2 protein-coding genes and 2 pseudogenes are annotated in these 2,480 nt (G+C 57.4%); 1 reads left to right on the top strand and 3 read right to left on the bottom strand.

Annotation, left to right across the window (positions count from 1 at the left end):
- Positions 1-117: 117 nt before the first annotated feature.
- From EOA85_RS32625 to EOA85_RS32635, 3 genes and pseudogenes are all read right to left on the bottom strand, one after another.
- The gene (locus EOA85_RS32625) at positions 118-576 is read right to left on the bottom strand and encodes a hypothetical protein (RefSeq protein ID WP_127212462.1); all 459 of its coding nucleotides are present in this window, start codon (positions 574-576) and stop codon (positions 118-120) included.
- 327 nt (positions 577-903) lie between these two features.
- Positions 904-1,668: a hypothetical protein gene (locus EOA85_RS32630; protein WP_127212463.1), complete on the bottom strand. Its 765-nt coding sequence runs from the start codon at positions 1,666-1,668 to the stop codon at positions 904-906.
- Between the two features lie 4 nt (positions 1,669-1,672).
- A pseudogene (locus tag EOA85_RS32635) lies at positions 1,673-2,187 on the bottom strand (IS6 family transposase); the annotation flags it as partial.
- A gap of 48 nt (positions 2,188-2,235) precedes the next feature.
- Here EOA85_RS32635 and EOA85_RS32640 point away from each other — a divergent pair.
- Positions 2,236-2,480, top strand: a pseudogene (locus tag EOA85_RS32640) (type III effector HopG1); the annotation flags it as partial.

Genomic DNA, 2,480 nt, shown 5'->3' on the forward strand with positions numbered 1-2,480 from the left:
GCTCCAGCAGTGCCCTGCGGAGTCCGCCGCGAAATTTGAAGATATCCATATTTCTGCTTCCTGAGACGATTTCACAATTACCTCGCCGAATCGGCTCCATAGTGGACCTTCACGGGTCTAATGGGTATCGAACTCATCCAACAGTAGGCCATACTCCAGGTGGGCGTAGAGTTCGAGCAGATACTGGGCCACCGGATCGGCAACATCCACGAAACGGACGTTCATCAATTTCACCAGCTCGATCTGTCGATAGAACTCTGCCCGGAACACGTCCTCTCTCGAAAGGGCGAGACGTGACCCCTCCGCTGTATAGGTTGCGGTCCGCTCGAGGAGGCGGCGCGCGCGCTTGAAGGCAAAGGATGCGGAGTAGTGGCTTTTGGCGGTATGGCCGCGAAGGCGACCTTGCAGATTTCGCGTCCGCCCGACGTGGACGGGGACGCTATCTTCAAAAAACACGTAGACCCCTGCCCTGCCCAGGTGTGCCGCCACGCCCTTGGCGGGAAACGGTGACGATACGTGAAGCTCGGCGAACAGGGCAGGGATTGCGGCCGTTGCCGTCGCAAAATGCTCGTTCATGGCCTCCTCCGTGCAAATGCCCTGTATCATGTTTCTGCAAATACGCTTTTACGACGAGAGTCTGGCCCAAGTTCAAATCGACCCTCTAAATTGCTCACCCTGCGCGAGCTGTATCCCAAGCTACCGATCGACCTGACCGAAGACGCCCGAAAATGGAAGCAACCGACAAGTCGTTCAGTCCATCCCCGCCACCTACAAATCGTAGCGCAACACAAGCGTCATTCAGTATTTTCAACCCCGCGGGCGTGCGGCTCCGCAGGCGGGCCAATAAACTTGAGCGCTGGGAACTCGCCCTATCAAAACCGAAAGCGCCGAGAGCAGATGCCATCAGGCGGGAACAAGGGGGACTTGAACCACGTTCTGCTGGTCGTCTCTGCGCCGGAGACCGCGAAGCGTGAAGCTTTCTCGCACAACGTCGCCGTTTCGTATCACCCGCTTCACGGAGGTTACGGCTTCAGCATCAACTCCGACCCATTGTTTGTTGAGATCAGGCAATTGCTCTGTTGGCCAAGATGGATCGACTTTACCTCTGATCGCTGTTCGACCATCTGCAGGGACAAATTCAAATTGGTGGGCATCAGGCAGCACACCCGACAATCTCCCAAGGATCAAGTCCTCCCCCTCATCCACGCTCGTGACCCGAGCCCTCTCGGCTGCCCGCGCAATAGCTTCGGCACCAAAACTGAACTCATGCCCGCCGCTTACCACCTTGATGGTTGCCCCATTGGCGTTCATGTGCTCGAAAAATGCTCCAGCCGTCGCCAGGATTCGATCATCAATCCTCTCTATCGCTGCTTGAAACCCTTCCTCATCGGGCTCACCAAATGCATCAAGCAATCCAGTCGCCTGATCAACCGCAAGCTTCAACGCGCTCTCTAGTATCGGTTGTTGCGGGTGCATTTCCTCGAGCAAGAAACCGAAGGATCCTCGTACGATATTGGTAATATGGAGCGCAGCTGCTGGCTTATTCGGGACAGGCCCTTTCTGGCCGAGCCCCGTTGTCTGATGAGCCATAACCTTCGCTACAAGGTCTTGAAAGGTCGCGATAGCGCTCGTGCCGAACTCACTTTCTATGCCGCGGGAGCCGATCACTGGGCGGCACATGGGAATTCTCGGCACGGTTGTTCAATCCTTTGTGTGACCGGTGCTCGACGTCCGGCATCACCTGACGCTTGGCCGCTCCATACGAGCGCAGCTTGTCAGTGATCATGCGCTTCGGTGCGACGCCCTGTTTCTTCAACAGGCGCGTCAGCAATCGCTTGGCCGCCTTGGTGTTGCGGCGGTTCTGGACGATCTCGTCGAGGACATAGCCGTCCTGATCGACGGCGCGGCATAGCCAGTGTTTTCGGCCAGCAATAGTGATGACGACTTCGTCCAGGTGCCAGATGTCATCGCGGCTCGGCTGCTTGCGGCGCAAGCGGCGAGCATAATCGGGCCCGAACTTCTTGCCCCAGCGGCGGATCGTTTCGTAGGAGACCACGATGGCGCGCTCCAGCAGCATTCCGCGACCAGACGCAGGCTCAAGGGGAACCGGCAGTAGAGCCAGACCGCATGGGCGATGATCTGCGGCGGGAAACGATGGCGCTTGTAGCTGATGGCAGGCATTATCATGCTATCATGCCGCCGTCCCTATGCCGCAAATGCTGACGCACGGTTTACGTGACAACACCCACCGAGACGCTCGAGTCGCTGCTCGATCAGGATCGTGCACTTGGCGAAGAGGCCCAGTTCGCGGCCGGCCAGGCCATCCTAAACTTCAGGCAAGTCTATGCTTCTAAAGCGCACTGGGGAAATGCCGAGAAGGTCGTGATGAAAACCCTCGCCGAACATGGTTTTCTGTCACTGGCGGAAACCGAGAAGCTGGACGCGTCTCTGATGTTCGAGGATCCGCATAAAAACAAGCT

This window comes from Mesorhizobium sp. M5C.F.Ca.IN.020.29.1.1 (genome assembly GCF_003997375.1).
GTDB classification, from domain to species: Bacteria; Pseudomonadota; Alphaproteobacteria; order Rhizobiales; family Rhizobiaceae; genus Mesorhizobium; species Mesorhizobium wenxiniae.